Source organism: Micromonospora sp. C51 (genome assembly GCF_018070435.1).
GTDB lineage: Bacteria > Actinomycetota > Actinomycetes > Mycobacteriales > Micromonosporaceae > Micromonospora > Micromonospora sediminimaris.
Window position 1 is genome coordinate 194,549 of the sequence record NZ_JAGPXQ010000005.1, and the last position, 18,834, is coordinate 213,382.

Annotated in this window: 13 protein-coding genes; 9 read left to right on the forward strand and 4 right to left on the reverse strand. The window is 70.6% G+C overall.

The features are described 5' to 3' along the window. Positions 1-102: 102 nt before the first annotated feature. Together KBX50_RS09240 and KBX50_RS09245 are read right to left on the reverse strand one after the other, a co-directional pair. The gene (locus KBX50_RS09240) at positions 103-2,142 is read right to left on the reverse strand and encodes a S8 family serine peptidase (RefSeq protein ID WP_210936288.1); all 2,040 of its coding nucleotides are present in this window, start codon (positions 2,140-2,142) and stop codon (positions 103-105) included. Positions 2,143-2,377: 235 nt separating this feature from the next. Continuing rightward, positions 2,378-3,838 (reverse strand): CCA tRNA nucleotidyltransferase, encoded by a 1,461-nt coding sequence (locus KBX50_RS09245; protein WP_210936289.1) that lies wholly within the window; start codon positions 3,836-3,838, stop codon positions 2,378-2,380. A gap of 125 nt (positions 3,839-3,963) precedes the next feature. On the opposite strand from KBX50_RS09245, the gene murJ reads away from it, so the two are divergent. The 7 genes from murJ (at position 3,964) to KBX50_RS09280 (ending at position 12,493) form a co-directional block, all read left to right on the forward strand. Next, on the forward strand, positions 3,964-5,715 hold the full coding sequence (murJ, locus tag KBX50_RS09250) for a murein biosynthesis integral membrane protein MurJ (protein ID WP_210936290.1): 1,752 nt from the start codon (positions 3,964-3,966) through the stop codon (positions 5,713-5,715). Between the two features lie 442 nt (positions 5,716-6,157). After that, positions 6,158-7,756, forward strand: coding sequence for a protein kinase family protein (locus KBX50_RS09255; RefSeq protein WP_210936291.1), 1,599 nt, complete (start codon positions 6,158-6,160; stop codon positions 7,754-7,756). Between the two features lie 34 nt (positions 7,757-7,790). Next, complete coding sequence (gene sigM / locus KBX50_RS09260) at positions 7,791-8,531, forward strand: RNA polymerase sigma factor SigM (RefSeq protein WP_210936293.1); 741 nt, start codon at positions 7,791-7,793, stop codon at positions 8,529-8,531. Further along, positions 8,528-9,637 (forward strand): hypothetical protein, encoded by a 1,110-nt coding sequence (locus KBX50_RS09265; RefSeq protein ID WP_210936295.1) that lies wholly within the window; start codon positions 8,528-8,530, stop codon positions 9,635-9,637. Before sigM ends, KBX50_RS09265 begins: the two co-directional genes overlap by 4 nt. Positions 9,638-9,811: 174 nt before the next feature. Then, positions 9,812-10,762: a thioredoxin-disulfide reductase gene (gene trxB / locus KBX50_RS09270; protein ID WP_210936297.1), complete on the forward strand. Its 951-nt coding sequence runs from the start codon at positions 9,812-9,814 to the stop codon at positions 10,760-10,762. Positions 10,763-10,792: 30 nt separating this feature from the next. After that, the gene (trxA, locus tag KBX50_RS09275) at positions 10,793-11,116 is read left to right on the forward strand and encodes a thioredoxin (RefSeq protein ID WP_164448776.1); all 324 of its coding nucleotides are present in this window, start codon (positions 10,793-10,795) and stop codon (positions 11,114-11,116) included. A gap of 210 nt (positions 11,117-11,326) precedes the next feature. Beyond that, the gene (locus KBX50_RS09280) at positions 11,327-12,493 is read left to right on the forward strand and encodes an N-acetylmuramoyl-L-alanine amidase (protein WP_210936299.1); all 1,167 of its coding nucleotides are present in this window, start codon (positions 11,327-11,329) and stop codon (positions 12,491-12,493) included. Positions 12,494-12,562: 69 nt separating this feature from the next. Here the strand turns inward: KBX50_RS09280 and KBX50_RS09285 are convergent, their stop codons facing one another. Beyond that, the gene (locus KBX50_RS09285; protein ID WP_210936301.1) at positions 12,563-13,228 is read right to left on the reverse strand and encodes a GNAT family N-acetyltransferase; all 666 of its coding nucleotides are present in this window, start codon (positions 13,226-13,228) and stop codon (positions 12,563-12,565) included. Positions 13,229-13,546: 318 nt separating this feature from the next. Here KBX50_RS09285 and KBX50_RS09290 point away from each other — a divergent pair, with 318 nt between their 5' ends. Next, on the forward strand, positions 13,547-14,860 hold the full coding sequence (locus KBX50_RS09290; RefSeq protein ID WP_210936303.1) for a PLP-dependent aminotransferase family protein: 1,314 nt from the start codon (positions 13,547-13,549) through the stop codon (positions 14,858-14,860). Between the two features lie 8 nt (positions 14,861-14,868). Beyond that, positions 14,869-15,858, forward strand: coding sequence for a D-alanine--D-alanine ligase (locus tag KBX50_RS09295; RefSeq protein ID WP_210936304.1), 990 nt, complete (start codon positions 14,869-14,871; stop codon positions 15,856-15,858). 421 nt (positions 15,859-16,279) lie between these two features. Here the strand turns inward: KBX50_RS09295 and KBX50_RS32715 are convergent, their stop codons facing one another. After that, positions 16,280-17,386: a hypothetical protein gene (locus KBX50_RS32715; protein ID WP_307870896.1), complete on the reverse strand. Its 1,107-nt coding sequence runs from the start codon at positions 17,384-17,386 to the stop codon at positions 16,280-16,282. Positions 17,387-18,834: the final 1,448 nt, after the last annotated feature.

Below are 18,834 nucleotides of genomic sequence, written 5' to 3' on the forward strand. Positions count from 1 at the left end.
CCCGCCATTCTCCACCCGTGAGCAGGGGCCGCAACGGCGAGCGCCCGCCGGAGCCTCCCGGGTGTTCGGAAGCTCCGGCGGGCGCCGGCCGTGCGCGACTGATCAGGCGGTGGAGACAGTGAATCTCTCGCCGTTGCCCAGCCCCAGACCGGAGGACGACCACTTGATGGTCTTGTTCGAGATCAGCTGGCTGGTGCCGGACGACCCGGCGGAGACCGCCTGGCCGTCGCCGGCCCTGAGGAAGATCGTTCCATCGATGTTGTAGTTGGCGAAGTCGAACGTCTCGTAGAGGCCCCGCCCCGTGCTGCTGGCGACCAGCGGCTTGGTGCCCTTGCTCGCCGCGGTCACGTACCTGCCGTTGGCGTGGGCCCGCAGACTGAAGAAGCCGTCACCCACGTTGATGACGTCGAACCTCGCCGCCTTGGTGACGGTCGTGCTGCTGGGGACCAGCGGCTTGGTGCTGCTCGCGGCCACGACGTACTTGCCGCTGGCCTTCGACCTGAGGCTGACGATCGGCGGCGCCGCGTCGATTGTGAACTTCTCGTTGGTCCCGATGGAGGTCTTGCTCGCCATCATCGACGAGGTGCCGGACGTCGACGCCGTGACGTACTTGCCATTGATCTTGGACTTGAGGCTGACCGTGCCGTCGGTGTGGTTGACGATTGTGTACTTGGCCGACGTGACGATCGTCTTGTGGCTCGCGATCAGCGGCTTGGTGCCGTTGCTCGGTGCCACCACGTACAGTCCAGTGGCCCTGGAGCGCAGCGCGACCAGCCCACTACCCGCGTCGACGAAGTCGAACCGCTGCGCCGTGCCCATGCTCGTTCCGTTGTTCACCAGCGGCTTGGTGCTGCTGGCGGCGGTGACGAACTTGCCGTTGGAACGGGCCTTGAAGCCGTGCGAGTAGCGGGTCGGCGTGACCGAGCCGACGGTCAGCAGCCGGTCGATCGAACCCTTCGTGTCGTACACCCCGCCGGCGAGGCCGGTGGTGACGATCCGGTCCCGGACCTGCCTCGGCGACCAGCCCGGATTGGTGCTCAGCAGCAGCGCCGCGGCACCCGCCACGTGGGGAGCGGCCATCGAGGTGCCGCTGAACACCGCGCTGCTGGTGTTGCTGTTGTGCCGCGCCGAGACGATGCTCGCGCCCGGCGCGAAGACGTCCAGGCACTTGCCGTAGTTCGAGAACCACGCCCGCATGTTGATCCGGTCCGTCGCGCCCACGGTGATCGCCTCCGGTACCCGGGCCGGAGACGCCTTGCACGCGTCCATCCAGCTGTTACCGGCCGCGATCGAGTAGGTGACTCCGGACGCGATGGACCGGTTCACCGCCTCGTCGAGGGACGGGACGGCGACGACGTCACCGAGGCTCATGTTGGCCACGGCCGGCTTCTGGGCGTGCTCGGTCACCCAGTCGACACCGGCGATGACCTGTTCGGTGGTGCCGAAACCGTCGCAGTCGAGCACCCGTACGCCCACGAGCTTCACACCCTTGGCCACGCCGTACTTCGTGCCGCCGACGGTCCCGGCGACGTGCGTACCGTGGCCGTTGCAGTCCTGGGCGACCTCGTCGGAGTCGATGGCGTCGTAACCGTGACTCGCCCGACCGCCGAAGTCCTGGTGGGCGATGTTGATTCCGGTGTCCAGGATGTACGCGGTGACCGAGCTGCCGGTGTTGGGGTACTTGTAGCTGCCGTTCAGCTTCGGCGACGCCTGATCGATGCGGTCGAGGCCCCAGGACGGCGGGCTGCTCTGCGTGCCGCTGTTGGCCGACAGCCGCCGGACCTGCTCCACGTAGGCCACGTCGGGGTGGCTGGCCAACTTGTCCGCCTGCCGCTGGCTCATGGTGGCCGAGTAACCGTTGAGGGCGTGGCCGAACACCCGGCGGACCGTGCCACCGTTCGCGCCGGTGAGCGCCGAGGCGGCGGCCCGGACGGATCTGTTGGTCGCCCCCCGGTCCTTGAGTACGACGATGTAGCGGTCCGGCACAGCGCCGACGCCCTTGCTGCCGAGCACCTCGACGCGGGGCTGGTCGGCCGGAGCGGCCATCGCCGCGCCGCCGGTCACGACGGTGAGAATGGACGAAGCGGTGGCGAGGGCAAGCCCCGCCGCCGCCGAGCGGCGCAGCGCGCCACGGCGATTCACTGGATGTGCCCCCGTCGGTCGTCGACCGGACCCGATGGGCGGTCGGACGGATACTGGATCGTCCCGCCTCCGACTGCGAAGCAGCGGGCTGATGGACGTGCCAACATCATGGACGAACCTCGCTGGGACCGCGTCCACCGTTCGGTCGAGACGTGAGCGTTTCGACGTACGGCCGTCGCCGTGGGACGGGCCACGGTGGACCTCGGGCGCAGCCGGGCACACCCAGCGCGGCTGGTCAGTCGCGGATGCCCTCGTCGCGGGCCCAGCGCAGCAACTCCGCTTCGGCCGTGTCGCGATCCAACGGCCCCCGCTCCAGCCGCAGGTCCTTCAGGTGCTTCCAGGCCCGTCCCACCACCGGCCCGGGCGGCACACCCAGCAGCTCCATGATCGCGTTTCCGTCGAGGTCGGGCCGGACCCGGGCCAGATCTTCCTCGGCGGCGATCCGGGCGATCCGCTCCTCCAACGCGTCGTAGTCCGCCGCCAGTTGGGCAGCCTTCCGCCGGTTGCGGGTGGTGCAGTCCGAGCGGGTCAGCTTGTGCAGCCGGGGCAGCAGGTCACCGGCGTCGGTGACGTAGCGGCGTACCGCCGAATCCGTCCATTCACCCCGGCCGTACCCGTAGAAGCGCAGGTGCAGCGCGACCAACGCGGTCACCTTCGTCGTGACGTCCTTGGGGTAGCGCAACGCCTTCATCCGCGCCTTGGTCAGCCGGGCACCGACCACCTCGTGGTGGTGGAAGCTGACCCGTCCGTCCGGGCCGATCGCCTTCGTCGCCGGCTTGCCCACGTCGTGCATCAGCGCAGCCATCCGGAGGATGAAGTCCGGTCCGTCCTCCTCGTACGAGACGGCGTTGCTGACCACGGTGAGCGTGTGCTCGTAGACGTCCTTGTGCTGGGCGTGCTCGTCGATCTCCAGCTTGAGTCCGGTCAACTCGGGCAGGAACCGTTCGGCCAGCCCGGTGTCGACCAGCAGCCGCAGGCCGGAGATCGGGTCTGCGCCGCAGAGCAGCTTGGTGAACTCGTCGCGGATCCGCTCGGCGGTGATCCGGTCCAGGTCGGTCGCCATCCTGGTCATCGCCACCCGCACGTCCGGGTGGACCGCGAAGCGCAGCTGCGCGGCGAAGCGGGCGGCCCGCAGCATCCGCAGTGGGTCGTCGCCGAACGACTCGGCGGGCGTGCCCGGGGTACGCACGATCTTCGCGGCCAGGTCGGTCAGGCCGCCGTACGGGTCGGTGAACCGATGCTCGGGGACACTGACCGCCATCGCGTTCACGGTGAAGTCCCGCCGTCGCAGGTCCTCGACGAGACTGGTGCCGTAGGCGACCACCGGGTTGCGACTGACCTGGTCGTACGATTCGGCGCGGAAGGTGGTGATCTCCAGTCGCAGACCGCCACGCTGGCAGCCGATGGTGCCGAACTCGCGCCCGGTCTCCCAGATCGCCTCGGCCCAGCCCCGCACGATGTCCAGCGTCTGGTCCGGGTGCGCGTCGGTACAGAAGTCGAGATCCTCACCGAGCCGGCCGAGCAGGGCGTCGCGTACCGAACCGCCCACGAGGTGCAGTTCGTGACCGGCGGCGGCGAACCGGCGACCCAACTCGTCGGCCACCGGAGAAACCCGGAGCAGTTCGGCGACGGCGTTGCGCTGCGCTGCGGTGAGATCGCGGCGGTCGGTGGCGTGGGATGCGGCGGTTTCGGACATCGGATCCGCAGCCTATCGGTCCTGACCGGCATCGCCTCCGCCGGGCGCGGGTAACGGGCCGGGGTTGACTAAGGTCTGTGACGTGTGGGCCGGTGCCGGCTCCGGCGTACCCCTTGGAGGCACAGATGAGCGGCGGGCTCTACCGCAGCGCGAACGCCCAGCAGGGCGGCGCGCCCGGCGGCTGGCCCGGTGACGGAGCCACGTTCATCTCCGCCGAGCCGCTCAACCAGCCCGCGATGGAGTCGACCGCACCTCCGCAGGAGCAGGTGGCGGAGGGCAGCGCCGCCGCCAACAGCGCGATCATGGCCCTGGGCAGCCTGGTCAGCCGGGGTACCGGCTTCCTGCGCAATCTGGTCATCGGCGCCGCCCTCGGTGGTGCGTTGGTCGGCGACGCCTACACCACCGCCCAGATCCTGCCGGGGATGGTCTACGAGTTCCTGCTCGGCGGCATCCTCACCAGCGTGCTGATCCCGGTGCTGGTGCGTCGGCGGAAGGCGGACGCCGACGGCGGTCAGGCGTACGCGCAGCGGCTGCTGACACTGGCGGTGCTCGCGCTGGGCGCCGCCGCCGTGCTCGCGGTCGCCCTCGCCGCCCCGCTGACCTGGCTCTACGGCGCGGACGAGTCCGCTGACGGCTACTCGGGACTGGTCACCGACCTGGCCCGGCTCATGCTGCCGATGATCTTCTTCTCCGGATTGAGCGCGCTGATCAGCGCGGTCCTCAACACCCGGGGCCACTTCGCCGCGCCGATGTGGGCACCGATCCTGAACAACCTGGTCGTCATCGGGACCGCCGGGCTCTACATCGCGGTCTTCGGTGCCGAGATCGTCGGGCCGGACGACATGACGACCGGGCGGATCCTGCTCATCGGTGGCGGCACCCTGATCGGCGTGGCCATCCAGGTCGCCGGTCTGTTGCCGGCACTGCGCAAGGTCGGCTTCCGGTGGAAGCTCCGCTTCGACTTCCGCAAGCTCGGCCTGGCCGAGTTGGGGCGGCTCGGCGCCTGGATGATCTGCTACGTCGCGGTCAGCCAGGTCGGCCTCATCGTGCTGTTCAACCTGCTGAACCGCGCCGGCAAGGAGAACGCCGCCGGCCCACTGATCTACAACAACGTCTTCCTGCTGCTGATGACCGCGCACGGCATCATCGCCGTGTCGATCATTACCGCGCTCATGCCTCGGATGAGCGCTGCCGCCGCCGACGGCCGGTACGCCGATCTCGCCGCCGACCTGTCCCGGGGCACCCGGACCGTGTCGGCCGTACTCGCCCCGATCGCGGTCTGCTACGCCGTGCTGGCCACCCCTATCGCGTTCACGCTGTTCCGATGGGGAGCCTTCACCGCCGACAACGCCACCGCGACATCCCTGGTGCTGCTGGCCGCCGCACTCGCGCTGGTGCCCTTCGCGATCAGCCAGCTGTTCACCTTCGCCTTCTACGCACTGCCGGACACCCGCACTCCGGCACTGATCAACATCCCGATCGTGGCGCTCCGGATCGGGGTGCAGATCGCCCTGTTCGCAATCTTCTCGGCGAGCTTCGTCGGCGCGGGGATGATGATCGGTAACGCCATCTCGTACCTGGCTGCGGCAATCGCCTCCGCCTGGCTGCTGCGCCCCCGGGTCGGCCGTATCGGGCTGGGCGCGATCCTGCGTACTCTCGGCCGGGTGGCCGTCGCGGCGCTGGGCGCGGCCCTGGCCGGCCTGGTGGTGGTGGCCCTGCTCCCGGGCGGCGACACGCCGACGCGGTTGGAGGCGATCGCGCAGCTGCTGTTGGGTGGCGCGGTGATCGGGGGCACCTACCTCGGCCTGGCGACGGTGCTGCGGATCTCCGAGATCACCGAGGTGGTCGGCATGGTCCGCCGCCGACTCGGCCGCTGAACCCTCCACCGGCTCGGCGTGCACCCAGCGTGACTGCGGATCACCAGGCTGGGGATGTACCTGTGGATAACTCCGCGCGCCGCCGCTCACCTGACGGATCAGCCTGTGGATAACCAACCGGACGGCCGAGTATGCCCGGCCGATTGACGGGAATCCGGCGCTGGCGAACCCGCCGATGCGACCGGCTCCGCCCCGGCCGGAACTGGTTGAGGTCAACCTCTAGATTGGCTGGTACAGGTACCAGCAACGTGGCCGACAACGGTGGTAACGGGACGAGTCCACCGACTGCTGACTCTGTCGTCACCGGACGGCGGGAAGATGACATGTCGGGGACCGGGCCATCCCGGGTAAGGTCGCACTCGACGGGTACGGCAGACACCGGCGCGCGGCACCGTGCTGCGACCGGCCGGCCGGTACCAGACGAAGGCGGAGCGGGAAGCAGATGCCCAGCAGCGCGGGTCCATCGATCGACACGATCACCGAGGGAGGACGGGTGACCCAGGTCGGCGAGGGTCAGGACGCGGACGAGACCACTCCGCCGGTCATGACCTTCGGTGCTCCGACGGCCGGTGAGATCCTCGCCGAACGTTACGAACTGGTCGAGCACATCAACAACGACAGCGCGGGCCGTCTGGTCTGGCGCGGGGTCGACGTCGTGCTGCGCCGACCCGTCGCGGTCGTCATGCGCTACCCGGGTGGCGACTCCGCCACCGAGATGCTCCAGGCCGCCGTTGCCGCCAGCCGGGTCGTCCACCCCAACCTCGTCGGCGTGTACGACGCCATCGACGAAGCCGAGCGGGCCTACGTGGTACGCGAGTGGGTCGACGGTCAGTCCCTGCGGGACCTGGTCACGAGCGGGCCGTTGGACGCCGCCCGTGCGACCGCCGTCGGTAACTCCGTCGCCAGCGCCCTGGCGGCCGTGCACGCCACCGGCATGGTGCACGGAAACGTGCACCCAGGCACGGTGATGATCAGCGATGACGGCCGGGTGGTGCTCGCGGACGCCCGCACCGACGGTGACGACAGCCAGGAGAGCGACGTCCGGGCCGTCGGGGGCATCCTCTACTTCGCGATGACCGGCTACTGGCCGCACGCCGAGGCGCCGCTGCGCGGTGCCACCGCCGGGCATGGTCGGGCGGCCATTCCCGACGCGGTACGCGATGCCAACGGGTCCGTCGCGGCACCCCGTCAGGTCCGCGCCGGTGTGCCGGCCTACCTGGACGACCTGACCATGGATCTGCTCGACGCCGAGATCGCCCCGCCGCCGTCGGACGTGCTGACGGCGGAGTTGGCCCGGCTCGACGTGCCGGACGACGACTACCTCGACAACAACGGCCCGCTGCGGTTCGCCGGCGAGACCGGCGAGGAGCCGTCTCCGTTGGCCGCGGCCGGCGGGCGGAAGGTCGCTCTGGGCATCGCCGGGTTGCTGGCGGTTGCCCTGATCGGGCTGCTGATCGGGATCAGCACTCTCGGCGACGGCAACGGGGACCCGCAGACCAACCCGGTTGCGGCACCGACATCGAGCGCGCCGGTGAGCGAGGAGCCAGCAACACCCGCAGTCCGGAACCTCAAGATCAGCGACGCCCGGATCATCGACCCGGACAGCAGCAACCGGAGCGAGGTGCGCGACGCCGAGAAGGTCTTCGACGGCGACCAGGACGAGGGCTGGTCCACCGAGACCTACAACCGCAGCAACTTCGGCAACCTCAAGCGGGGCATGGGCGTCTGGATCGACCTCGGCACCGAGCGGACCGTCAAGTCGGTGCAGGTCAACCTCTCCGACCGGGGTGCCTCGGCCGAGCTGCTCACCGGCACGACAAACGCCCCGTCGTCCAGCTCGGGCGACGACGAGGTCCTCACGGCGTACCTGAAGAACAAGATCGGGCAGCCCTTCGAGGAACACGACGGCACCACGATGACCTTTGACGGCTTCGACGCCGACAAGAAGTACCGCTACCTGCTTTTCTGGATCACCGAGCTGCCGCCGAACGGAGGCGGTTTCAAGATCGGGGTGCAGGAGATCACGGTCCAGGGGTCATGAGAGGTCGCCACGGCGGCAACCACCGGGTCGGGTGATGGAGGTACGCGACGCCGGAGGCAACCACACGGGCACCGCTTCCGTGGACGACACGGTGAGTGACCTCGATCTGCTGCGCGCCCACGTCGCCGGTGACCGGGACGCCTTCGGTGAGTTGTTCCGCCGGCACCGGGACCGGCTCTGGGCGGTCGCCCTGCGTACGCTCGGCGACCGTGAGGAGGCCGCGGACGCCCTCCAGGACGCGCTGCTGTCCGCCCATCGCGCGGCCGACCGGTTCCGGGGTGACTCGGCGGTCACCACCTGGTTGCACCGGATCGTGGTCAACGCCTGTCTCGACCGGATCCGCCGTCGGCGGGCCCACCCGACGGTGCCGCTGCCCGACGGAACGCACGGCCCGGAGGACGGGCCGGGCACCGGCGGCGTGGAGCCGGCCGCACCGGTACCCGACCACGACACCGCCATGGTCGTCCGGGATGCCCTGGCCGCGTTGCCGCTGGAACAGCGGGCCGCCCTCGTGCTGGTGGACGTGCAGGGCTACCCGGTGGCCGAGGTCGCGCGGATCCTCGGCGTCGCCGAGGGGACGGTGAAGAGTCGCTGCGCCCGGGGCCGAGCCCGGCTCGCGGTCACGCTTGGGCACCTGCGACCCGGCACCCGGCCGGCGACCACCGCCCGCCCGGACGTGCCGGAGGTCACCGGCGGGAACCCGAAGGAACCATCGGGCGTCCGATCGGGGTCGGGGCGGTCCCGGCCGGCCGCCAACCAGCAGGAGGAAGCGTGAGCACCGGGGAGTTCAGCGAGGTCGACCACGACCTGCTCGCCGACTACCTCGGTGGCGTGCTGGACGGCACCCCCGAGCACGCTGAGATCACCCGGCTGGTGGCACAGGATCCGGCCTGGGCCCATGCTCACGCTCTCCTGGGCCCGGCCGTCGACAACGTCCGCGCCGAGCTGGCCGGGTGGGGCGAGCCGACGCTGGAGCTTCCGCCGGAGATCAGCGACCGGATCAGCGCCGCTCTCGCCGCGGCTGATCCGCTCACCGCGCCCACCACCGACACCGCGCCGACGACAGCGGCTGCCGAGCACCCGCAGCATGCGGCACTGGTCACCGGGGACGGTATTGCGGCCGTCGAGGACCGCAGCTCGGAGCCGACCGGCGGGAAGCTCACGGTCGTACCGACCCAGCCGCTGGGCGGTCCCCGTCGGCCCGGCGGCCCGCTGCGGCCCGGCCAGGACCGGTCCTCGTCGTCGCGGCCGGGTCGGCGACGTCGCCGCTGGGCCCGCGTGGCCGGGCCGGTTGCCCTCGCCGCCGCCGCGGTGGTCGGGTTGGGTGCGCTCCAGCTGTTCCAGCCGGGCGGGGGGGACGACGTCGCCACCGACACCGCCCTGAACGAGCGGGCCGCCAGCCCTGCGGTGCCGCACGCCTACCCGCAGGATTCCGCAGGGCAGCCCGGCACCAAGTCGGCGCCCGAACGTGCCGCGGTCGCATCCGGCGCTCCGTACCGCGTTGTCGGCCCTCCCCAGCGCAGCGACACCGACTACACGCCGGAGGCACTGGCCGGCCTGACCCCGAGCGTCAGGCAGTTCTCCACCGGCGGTGATCCGGGGCTCGGCGCGGAGAACCAGGAGCGCCTACCCGCCCCGGGCGATCTGACCCGGCTCGGCGACCAGACCGCATTGAGCGCCTGCCTCGCCGAGATCGGTGCTGAGCACCGCGGGGGACCGCTGACCTTCGAGGTCATCGACTACGCCCGCTTCCAGGGGCTGCCGGCGCTGGTCCTTCAGTTCACCGACGCCTCCGGCACGAACTGGGCGTGGGTCAGCGGCCCGGAGTGCGGTGTACCCGGGTCCGGCTCGGACGCCCGTTACCGTACGCGGGTAGGGTGAGCCTGCGGTCGCCGGACTTTTGACCGTCCACGTGACCTGACCCACCGGGTGACCGGCTCGGGAATCCCCGCTTCGTACGATGACGTTCTGCACATCAGTTGCCGCCGCGTCGGCACTCGGATCGGCATCGGCCCGTACGCCGGTGACGACAGTCAACACGATTGGGAGACGGCAGTGGACGAGGTCCGCAACCTGGTCATCATCGGCTCCGGGCCGGCCGGCTACACGGCTGCGGTCTACGCGGCGCGTGCCAACCTCAAGCCACTGGTGATCGAGGGCGTGCAGTCCGGCGGCGCGCTGATGACCACCACCGAGGTGGAGAACTTCCCCGGTTTCGCCGACGGCATCCTCGGCCCCGAGCTGATGGACAACATGCGTAAGCAGGCCGAGCGGTTCGGTGCCGAGTTCCTGACCGACGACGTCACCCGGGTCGAGCTGACCGACACCGGTCACCCTGGCGCGGTGAGCACCGTCTGGGTCGGGGAGACCGCGTACCGCGCCCGGGCCGTGATCCTCGCCACGGGTTCCGCCTGGCGCCCGCTCGGCGTACCCGGTGAGCAGGAGTACCTCGGGCACGGTGTCTCCTCCTGCGCCACCTGTGACGGCTTCTTCTTCCGCAACCAGCACATCGTGGTCGTCGGTGGTGGCGACTCGGCGATGGAGGAGGCCAGCTTCCTGACCCGCTTCGCCGAATCGGTGACGATCCTGCACCGCCGCGACTCGTTCCGGGCAAGCAAGATCATGGCCGAGCGGGCGCTCGGCAACGACAAGATCAAGGTCGAGTGGAACACCGTGGTGGAGGAGGTGCTCGGCGCGGACGGCAAGGTCTCCGGCGTACGAGTGCGCAACGTCCACACCGGCGAGGCCAAGGTGCTCGACGTCACCGGCGTGTTCGTGGCGATCGGCCACGACCCACGCAGCGAGCTGTTCCGCGGGCAGGTGGAGATGGACGACGAGGGGTACGTGAAGGTGCAGGCCCCCAGCACCCGGACCAGCATCCCCGGTGTCTTCGCCGCCGGTGACCTGGTCGACCACACGTACCGGCAGGCGATCACCGCAGCCGGGACCGGCTGTGCGGCCGCCCTGGACGCGGAACGCTTCATCGCCACGCTGCCCAAGGACTGACGAGACACATCTGAGGAGGAGGGGTCAACAGTGGGAGCAACCAAGTCGGTCACCGACGCGAGTTTCGCCGCAGACGTGCTGAAGTCCGACAAGCCGGTCCTGGTGGATTTCTGGGCCGAGTGGTGCGGGCCGTGCCGTAAGGTGTCGCCGCTGCTGGAGGAGATCGCCGGCGAGATGGGCGACCAGGTCAGCATCGTCAAGCTCAACATCGACGAGAACCCGGAGACCGCCCGGACGTACCGCGTGATGTCGGTGCCGACCCTCACCGTTTTCAAGAACGGTGAGCCGGTGCAGTCGATCGCCGGTGCCAAGCCCAAGGGCGAACTGGTCAAGCTGATCGAATCGGCGCTCTGACCCCCAGCCGCGACGTCACCGTCGACCCCGTGCCGGGCTCACCGGCACGGGGTCGACGCGTTTTTCGCCGCCCACCACCCCAGCGGATCGCCTAGCGCATAGCCTCGAACCGGGGCCGCCGGACGCCGGTGAGCACCTGGTCCCCGCCAACGGCACCCGCTCGTCGGCGGCGGGGCCTGGCAGCCACCGACCGTGCAGAGGGGGTCTTGCGTGCGTCCGATTCGTTCCGGTGACCGGGGACCCGCAGTGACCGAGATCCGTGCGGTGTTGACCGGCCTCGACCTGCTGTCGAAGGTGACCGGCCCGCACAGCGACGAGTTCGACCCGGCGACCGAACGGGCGGTCCGCGCGTTCCAGCAGTCGCGGGGTCTCAGCGTTGACGGCCGGGTCGGTGCCGAGACCTGGCGAGCCCTGGACGCCGCCCGCTGGCGGCTGGGTGCCCGCACCCTCTACCACGCGGTGCCGGTCCCCCTCACCGGCGAGGATGTCCGGTCGCTCCAGGAACGGCTGCTGGAGATGGGCTACGACACCGGACGGGCCGATGCCATCTACGGCATCCGCACGTCTCGGGCGGTGGCGCAGTTCCAGCGTGAGGTGGGACTCGTCCCCGACGGCACCTGCGGCCCGCACACCATGGGTGCCCTGCGCCGACTGGGCCGCAAGGTGGTCGGTGGCCGGCCGCAGTGGTTGCGTGAGTCCGACGCCATCCGACAGTCCGGCCCGACCCTGGTCGGTCGGACCGTGGTGATCGACCCGGGGCACGGCGGAACCGACCCGGGCGTGGTGGTGGCGGACGGCCCGCTGCGCTGGACCGAAGCGGATCTGATGCACGACCTGGCCAGCCGGCTGGAGGGGCGCCTCGCCGCGTCCGGGGTACGGGTGCAACTCACCCGAGGACCGTCGCCGGAAACCTGCCTGCCCGACATCGACCGGGCGCAACTGGCCAACTCGCTCGGCGCCGACGTGTTCATCTCGCTGCACACCGACGGCCACGCCAACCCGATGGCCGAGGGCGTCGCCACGTACCACTACGGCACCGACAACGGGGTTAGCTCGGCGACTGGCGAACGGCTGGCCGGGCTGGTCCAGCGGGAGATTGTGGCGCGTACCGGGCTGCGGGACTGTCACACCCATGCCAAGGCGTGGGACCTGCTCCGGATCACCCGGATGCCGGCGGTCCGCGTCGAGGTCGGCTACCTGACCTCGACGACCGATCGGGAACGGCTGATCGCTCCCGGGTTCCGCGACAAGCTGGTCGAGGCGATGGTGGCCGCGGTGCAGCGGATGTACCTGCCGATCGAACGCGACGTCCCGACCGGCTCGATCGACGTCAGCGAGCTGCGGGCGGCGGTCGCCGCCGGCACTGTGGTGGACTGAGCCGACCCGCCCCGGCACGGGCGCACAGGGCCGGTCGCCGCGTCGGGTCGAAGTGCCCGTCGCGGCCGGTCAGCCGGCCGTCGAACGGGTGGCCGGTGTCGGTCGGACCGGACGTAGCAGTGACTCCGGGCTCATCGAGCCGAGGAGCTTCTCCAGCGCGTACTCGACGTCGGACTTCCAGCTCAACGCCGTCCGCAGTTCCAGCCGCAGCCGGGGAAACCGCGGATGCGGGCGGACCGTCTTGAAGCCCACCGAGAGGAAGAAGTCGGCGGGTGCCACGCACGCTCCGCCCGGATCGGCGGAGTCACCGAACTTCGCGTCGCCGAAGGCCTCGATCGCCTTGATCCCGCGCTTGGTCAGATCGCGGGCCACCCCCTGCACCAACATCCGGCCGAGGCCACCGCCGGAGAACGCGGGCACCACGTTCGCAGTCATCAGCAACGCCGCGTCGGCGGAGACCGGAGAAGTCGGGAAGGCCATCGACCGGGGCACATATGCCGGCGGGGCGTACATCACGAAGCCGGCCGGCATGCCGTCGACGTAGATCAGCTTGCCGCAGGAACCCCATTCGAGCAGGGTCTGCGACACCCACGCCTCTTTCTCCAACCCAGGGTCGCCGGCAGCGCAGGCACGGTCCGCGGAAACCGGATCAAGCTCCCAGTAGACACACTGCCGACAGGGAAGGGGCAGGTCCTCCAGGGTGTCCAGGGTCAGGCTGACCAGACGTCGCGACATTGGCGCTTCCCCACACTAGGCTCGGAGGTGGGACCGGCCCGAGCGGCACCGCCGCCGCAGCGGCCCGGACGGCACCGCCGTGTTCCTGCCCCCGACGAGCGATCGTACGCCGCCGATCGGCGGCAGGGGAGACTAAGCACGAACGTCCACCTCAGGGGTGCCGGCCGCCGGTCCGGCATGTGGACGCACGAATAATCGGAGACGCATCGGGCGGTGCAGGGCGGCTAGGATCGACATCCGGCGCGCCGTACCGCCATGGTCGCCGGTGTCCTGGGTATCCGGGACCGGAGCCGTCCGAGCAGCCATCGGGGTGATGTGATGACCGGCACGACACTCGACGACTACACCGACCGGTACGCCCGGCGGGTCCGGGGAATGACCGCCTCGGAGATCAGAGCGCTGTTCGCGGTAGCCAGTCGACCGGAGGTCGTCTCCCTCGCCGGTGGCGCGCCGTACATCGCCGCGCTGCCGCTGGACGCCGTCGGCGAGATGCTCGGCCGGCTCGGTGCCGAGCACGGCAGCACCACCCTGCAGTACGGCATCGGTCAGGGCACCCTGGAGCTGCGGGAGCGGATCTGCGAGGTGATGTCCCTCTCCGGCATCGACGCCGCCTGTGGGGCCTCCCCGGAGGACGTGGTGGTGACGGTCGGCGGGCAGCAGGCACTCGACCTGGTGGCCCGCCTCTTCCTGGACCCGGGTGACGTGGTGCTCGCCGAGGGGCCGACCTACGTCGGCGCACTCGGCGTGTTCCAGGCCGCCCAGGCACAGGTCGTACACGTGCCCATGGACGACGAGGGTCTGATCCCGGCAGCGCTGGAGCTCGCCATCGCGGAGCAGGCCCGGGCCGGACGCCGGGTCAAGTTCCTCTACACCATCCCCACCTTCCAGAACCCGACCGGCGTGACGCTGACCGAGCAGCGACGGGAACAGGTGCTCGACATCTGCGAGCGCGCCGGGCTGCTGGTGGTCGAGGACGACCCGTACGGCCAGTTGGGCTTCGAAAGCGAGGCGCCCGCGCCGCTGCGGGCGCGGCGGCGGGACGGCGTCTTCTACCTCAGCACCTTCTCCAAGACGTTCGCGCCGGGGCTGCGGGTCGGTTGGATTCTCGCGCCACACGCGGTACGCGACAAGCTGGTGATCGCCAGCGAGGCACAGATCCTCTGTCCCAGCGCGTACGCGCAGGCCGCTGTCAGCACCTACCTCGGCACCATGCCCTGGCGTCAGCAGCTGAAGGTCTACCGGGAGGTCTACCGGGAGCGACGGGACGCGATGCTCACCGCGCTGGGCGACCTGATGCCAGCCGACACCCGCTGGACGGTGCCCGGCGGCGGCCTCTTCGTCTGGGCCACGCTGCCCGACGGGCTGGATTCGAAGGCGATGATGCCCCGGGCCATCGCCGCACGGGTGGCGTACGTGCCCGGCACCGGTTTCTACGCCGACGGCAGCGGCAACGGCCACATGCGGCTCAACTTCTCGTTCCCGCCGCCGGAGCGGATCAGGGAGGGCGTGCGCCGGTTGGCCAGCGTGATGGAACAGGACATCGCCATGCGGCGGGTTTTCGGTGCGGTCGGCGAGCCCGGCGCCCGGCGAGGCCGGACCGGCTGGGACGCGCCAGGACCAGACTTGGCATGATGCCCGGCATGGGTGTCACCGCTGCCGAAGAACCCGCCGTGTCGGGTCCCGAGACCACCGATCTTCACGTGCTCGTGCTCGCCGGCGGTCTGTCGTACGAGCGTGACGTGTCGCTGCGCTCCGGCCGCCGGGTGCTCGACGCGTTGCGTGCCGTCGGGATGCAGGCCGAACTGCGCGACGCCGACGTTGCCCTGCTGCCCGCGCTGACGGCGGACCCACCGGACGCCGTGGTGATCGCCCTGCACGGCGCCACCGGCGAGGACGGTTCGCTGCGCGGCGTCCTGGACCTGTGTGGCGTGCCGTACGTCGGATGTGACGCTCGGGCTTCCCGCCTCGCCTGGGACAAGCCGTCGGCGAAGGCCGTGCTGCGCGAGGCCGGCATCGCCACCCCCGACTGGGTCGCCCTGCCGCACGACCGGTTCAGCGAACTCGGCGCGGTGGCCGTGCTGGACCGCATCGTCGACCGGCTGGGGCTGCCGCTCATGGTGAAGCCGGCCCAGGGCGGTTCCGGCCTGGGCGCCGCCGTGGTCCGGGACGCGGCGTCGCTGCCGGCCGCCATGGTGGGTTGTTTCGCGTACGACTCGACGGCGCTCGTCGAACGGTACGTTCCCGGCATGGACGTGGCGGTCTCCGTGGTCGACCTGGGCGACGGTCCGCAGGCGCTCCCGGCCGTGGAGATCGTGCCTCGCAACGGGGTTTACGACTACGCGGCCCGCTACACCGCCGGACGCACCACCTGGCACACCCCGGCCCGCCTGGAGCCCGCTGTCGCCGAGTCGGTGGCCCAGGTCGCCCTGGCAGCCCACGCCGCCCTCGGCCTGCGTGACCTCAGCCGGGTCGATCTGATCGTCGACGCGACCGGTCAGCCACACGTACTCGAAGTCAACGTCTCGCCGGGGATGACCGAGACGTCGCTGTTGCCGCTCGCTGTACAGGCTGCCGGTCTGGATTTCGGACGCGTGATCGGAAACCTGGTCGCCCGCGCCGCAGGCCGCTGATCTCCCCCCACCCGACACTGAATTCGGCCGGTACCCGCTGCTCGGACTCTGGCCGCCGGCCACACGCGCACCGCACTCGGCCCACCGATCCTGGACTGGAGCGATCGGTGGGCGTGCTCGGTCCAGCACCTCAGCGCGACCGGCAATTGGGCGATGGAGACGAGGCGGGTCGTGGCCGAGGCTGACGCGGCGGGTCCTGGCCGAGGCTGACGCGGCGGGTCCTGGCCGAGGATGAGGCGCGGCGGAGGGCGCTCCGGTTGCCTGGAGGCAGGTCCGCCGCCACCGTCACCAGCGCCCCGACCGCGTGCGGTGAGCGACGAGTCGGCCGCGCGGCCGACGACGACAACGCCGCCAGCCGAAGCGCCCGGGCACGCCGCAGCTCGGCCAGCCGTCTCGGCAGGGCTGCCCGTCTCGGCGAGTCCTATTGCCGGTCGCTCTCAGGGCCCGATTCGCCGGTCGTCGTCGCTCGACCCGCAGTTGGCGTCTCGGCTTGCGCCCTCTCCGTCTCGGCCGTCTCCGCTCCCCGCGTATTCGCGGAGGCCTCGCCCTGTGGACCGCCCTCGCCCTGTGGACCAGCCTCGCCCTGCGGGCCGGTTTGGGCCTGTGGACCAGCCTCGCCCTGCGGGCCGCTCTGGGCCTGTGGGCCGCCCTCGGGCTGCGGCGGACCGTCCGTATCGGCGGACGGCTGTCGCGTCGGAACAGCACCAGCCGCCTCGCTGGCGGCCACGTCCGCTGCTTCCTCCTGAGGCTGAGCTACGTCCTTTGCTCGCCCCCCTGCCGCGTCCCCAGTCGGCCCCACTGCCGCGTCCCCGGTCGGCCCCGAAGCCGCGGCGTTCGACGCCTCCGAATCGATACTGGCGCCCGGGGTGTCAGGTGGTTCAGCTGTCTCGCCGATGGCGTCCAGGAGCGACCCTCCCTCAACCGGCTTCGTCTCGGGAGCGGCTGACTGCGCAGCCAGGCTGGACGGCGCCTGCCACTGGATGCGGGGTGGTTCGGCGAGCGGCCGCCCACCAAACTCGGCCAGCCAGGCCGCAACGAGGGCGAGGTTCTCCCGCCACTGTTCCTCCGAAATCGGCGGCAGGATCGAGTCCCAGAGCGACAGGAAGGTGCCACGGAGTTGGAGCCGACCGTACGGCCGGGCGAGGAACCACATGTGGAGATGGGCGGACCCGTCGCCCCAGCGGTTGACGTGCACCCGGGCCACCCCGTCGAGCGAGCGGATGGCGCGTTCCAGCCGTACCGTCATCACGCCCAACTCGGCGGCAAGGAGATTCGGCAGGTCCCCGAGATCGAGGTGCGACCGCGACTCCAGGATGAGGACCATCGGCAGGCCGGTCGGCCGGTCCATGGCTCGTACGCGCCAGCGTTCACCGACCCAGATGTAGGCCTCGTCGGGTGCCAGGCAGGCGGTGCATTCTCGGTGAGCCTCACCCTTGCGGGGCGGCTCGACAGGGACCGGATCGGCGAGTGGCTTGACTCGGAGGTCGCCCTCGAAGGGGAAGGACGGCCACTGGGTGAAGTCCGGGATTGAGGGAGGGGTGTCGTGCACGACGCTGACCCTAACCGAGTCCGCGACCACTGTCCCTACCGAAACGTCTTCGACTCTTCCCAGCGCTCGAATGTCGAGACAGGGGACGCCGGATAGTTCTCCCCAGGGTTATCCACAGGCCTGCCGGTCGTCGAATTCGCACCGCTGTCGCGCTTCGACAAGGGGTTTCGGGTCATGTTTCACGTGAAACGGCGCGAGCCTGTGGACAACTGGTGTGGATAACATCAGCGGACCAGCGGCCTCGCCGGGCAGACGTTCCGACGCGGGTATCACGAAGCGAGGCACGCCGGCGAGCACAGGCCACTCCGCTCGACGCCCGCACCCAACACCGTCGTTTCACGTGAAACCACGAGCCGCGCACGGCGACCAGAGCTGGGCCGACCGCCAGCGGCCCGCTGGCCGCAGGCCGGTGCCGATCGGCCTGTCGCCTCGTTGACCGGCGTGACTCCCGAGGAGCGCTCCTCGATCATCGGTCGACCAGGCCCTCGTCCAGCCTCCCGCACTGCTGCGGGGTCCGGCCGGAGGGTCCGACGGCTCGGGTGAATGGAACGTCACCTTCGAGCCCGGCTGTTGAGCCTGCCGCCGCTTGGTCGGTCGACCCTTGGCATGCGCCGCCTCCCGCCCGTCACCACTGAGGGAACGCAACCCGGCGTCTGCACCCGCAACCGGCGTCTCTTTCGCGCCCGGCACCGCGCTACACATCACCTGCGGACCCGACCAATCCCGCCGCGCCAGGAGCGGGGACTCTGCGGCCGCGCTCGACACCCGCGTTTCACGTGAAACGCCGCCCTGTCCGACCCGCCGCCTACCCGAAGCGTCCGCTCGCCTGGGCCGCGCGCTCCGGGTCTCTGGCGCTGCGGCTTTATCACCGCACCGGGCGAGACCATCGAGGCGACCGCCCGGCCGACCCGCTCTGCGCGGACCCTTCTGAGTCGACCCTTCTGCGCGGACCCTTGTGAGCCGTGCGCTCTGGGTTCTTCTGCGCCGCGCCTTCTGAGTGGACCTTCTGAGCGACCCCATCTCTGGCCGTGCGCTCTGGGCCGTGCGGCTCTGACACCCGGTCGAACCATGTGCCCGCCGTCGCCCCGGTCGTGGATCGCTCGCGCCTCACTCGGCCGCGCTCTACTAAGCCTCCATACTGGGCCTCTCTACGGGGCCGCTTTCTTCTGGGCCGCTTCTTCTGGGCCGCTCTTTGCTGGGTCGCTCCGACAGGGCTGCGCCCGTTCCGACTGGCCGGCGGACTGCTGCCCTGTCGGTCCGGCCCAGGGCCGGTCTCCGTCTCTGGCCGCCTCCAACAGGGTGAACTGCCCGGCCAAGCTGCCTGGGCGGCTTCCGTCCGTCCGCTGCCCTGCAAGTCCCTCGGTCGTCACCGACGTCCTGCGACTGCCCCATGCCAGCGCGACCGCAGGGGCCCACCGAGACCACCT

Coding starts and splice junctions, on each gene's coding strand:
- KBX50_RS09255 (WP_210936291.1), top strand. CDS start 6,158: ATGCCCAGCAGCGCGGGTCCATCGATCGACACGATCACCGAGGGAGGA.
- KBX50_RS09290 (WP_210936303.1), top strand. CDS start 13,547: ATGACCGGCACGACACTCGACGACTACACCGACCGGTACGCCCGGCGG.
- sigM (WP_210936293.1), top strand. CDS start 7,791: ATGGAGGTACGCGACGCCGGAGGCAACCACACGGGCACCGCTTCCGTG.
- KBX50_RS09285 (WP_210936301.1), bottom strand. CDS start 13,228: ATGTCGCGACGTCTGGTCAGCCTGACCCTGGACACCCTGGAGGACCTG.
- KBX50_RS09245 (WP_210936289.1), bottom strand. CDS start 3,838: ATGTCCGAAACCGCCGCATCCCACGCCACCGACCGCCGCGATCTCACC.
- murJ (WP_210936290.1), top strand. CDS start 3,964: ATGAGCGGCGGGCTCTACCGCAGCGCGAACGCCCAGCAGGGCGGCGCG.
- KBX50_RS09295 (WP_210936304.1), top strand. CDS start 14,869: ATGGGTGTCACCGCTGCCGAAGAACCCGCCGTGTCGGGTCCCGAGACC.